Raw genomic sequence first — 1,765 nt, 5'->3', positions numbered from 1 at the left:
TTTCCATCGTTTTCTTGCCGAGCAGGCGCTGGAGTTCTTTAATCTGCTTCATGGCGGCAGCAAGTTCAGAGGCAGGAACAACCTGTTCTCCGGCGGCCACAGCAGTAAGACTTCCTTCCTGGTATTGCTTACGCCAGAGAAATAACTGGCTGGCTGCTACACCATGTTGCCGGGCAACGAGGGAGACCGTCATCCCCGGTTCAAAGCTCTGCTGAACAATTGCGATCTTTTCCTGTGTGGTACGCCGTCTGCGTTTCTCCGGCCCTAAGACATCAATCATCTGTACTCCAATGACTAGTCTAAAAACTAGTATTAAGACTATCACTTATTTAAGTGATACTGGTTGTCTGGAGATTCAGGGGGCCAGTCTATTACTTATAATAAAGAGGCTTGGCAGTTTGGATAAGCTATTGTCCTTATTCCACTAATACAAACTTTTTGTAAAATATATTAAATATACTTCATTTCATACTGAAATCCCCGGAAGTATTCAATCAAACAATTACACCATAAAAGGAAGAGGGAGCCCCAATTAAGTTATCAAGCATGTTTATGATACCTGCAGGGTATAAATTTTCTGGCTGCAAGCAGACACATATAAAACGTCTTTATTGATCCTACCCACATAATATGGACGCAGTCGTAAGTGAGGCCCTGTGAGCCTACCCACGTAATATGGACACAGGCCTAAGCGAGGTTCTGGTTTTCAAATTGTTCCGGACTGAGGCCGCCACACCAACGGTGCCGTCGCCAGCGATTGTAATCGCACTCGATATAATTAAACACTGTTGCCCGCACTATTTCCCGATAGATAAAGTGTTCTCCGTGGAGACATTCCACTTAGGAACAATTATATTGTTCATGGTAATGTTTATATTTGAGTATAGAGATTAAAATGATTAGTCCCATCAAGAATATTAAGAACGTATTTCCAATAAATACTGCAAATACTGAATATATAGTGAGAAATATTTATCCTAGAGTTGAACATGGTTACTTTAATGAATCACCAAACATATATGACAAGAAGTATATCTCTGGTATAACCAGAAGTATGGCACAATTAAAAATAGAGGAGTTTATTAATGAGAAATCCAGACGACTTAATTATATGAAGACAATGTATTCTCCATGTTCGGAAGATTTTCAGCCTATTTCCAGAGACGAAGCCAGTATACCGGAAGGAAGCTGGTTGACAGTTATATCTGGAAAACGTCCTATGGGGCAATTTTCTGTGGATAGTTTGTACCATCCTGACTTACATGCATTATGTGAGCTCCCAGAGATTAGTTGTAAGATCTTCCCTAAAGAAAATAGGGATTTTTTGTATATAATTGTTGTATTCAGAAATGATTCTCCCCAAGGAGAACTACGGGCAAATCGGTTTATAGAACTATATGATATAAAAAGAGAGATTATGCAAGTGTTAAGAGATGAGTCGCCAGAGTTAAAGTCTATTAAATCTGAGATTATTATTGCTCGTGAAATGGGAGAACTTTTTAGTTATGCATCAGAGGAAATAGATAGCTACATAAAACAAATGAATGACAGGCTTTCTCAAATCAAGGCTCAAATATCTGTTACTTAATGTATATTAATTGTATGAAGTGGTCAACAAAAACTGGCCACCGAGTTAGAGTTTTTACAGTATCGATTTTCCGATTCGTTGGGGGTAACCCACCGTTATATTCGTGCGGTCTTAGTGCGCTGTAATATCCAACGATATAGTCCGTTATGGCGTGAGCTGCCTCGCTGAAGCTTACGT

The 1,765-nt window shown here is 39.7% G+C and carries 2 protein-coding genes and 2 pseudogenes; 1 reads left to right on the top strand and 3 read right to left on the bottom strand.

The window, feature by feature from the left end; translation table 11 throughout:
• The coding region (locus tag BGK49_RS13935; protein WP_000567733.1) for a transposase at positions 1–280 on the bottom strand (280 nt) is incomplete at its 3' end.
• Positions 281–687: 407 nt separating this feature from the next.
• Positions 688–840 (bottom strand): annotated as a pseudogene (locus BGK49_RS27170) (IS3 family transposase); the annotation flags it as partial.
• Positions 841–895: 55 nt separating this feature from the next.
• Between BGK49_RS27170 and ospZ the strand changes: the two are divergent.
• Positions 896–1,588: a type III secretion system effector cysteine methyltransferase OspZ gene (gene ospZ / locus BGK49_RS13925; protein ID WP_000625268.1), complete on the top strand. Its 693-nt coding sequence runs from the start codon at positions 896–898 to the stop codon at positions 1,586–1,588.
• 23 nt (positions 1,589–1,611) lie between these two features.
• Here ospZ and BGK49_RS29440 read toward each other — a convergent pair.
• Positions 1,612–1,765 (bottom strand): annotated as a pseudogene (locus tag BGK49_RS29440) (IS3 family transposase); the annotation flags it as partial.

It is taken from the genome of Shigella sp. FC1544 (assembly GCF_001722145.1).
GTDB lineage: Bacteria > Pseudomonadota > Gammaproteobacteria > Enterobacterales > Enterobacteriaceae > Escherichia > Escherichia coli.
The sequence above is the reverse complement of the archived record's forward strand: the minus strand, read 5'-3'. Positions and strand labels throughout refer to the sequence as shown.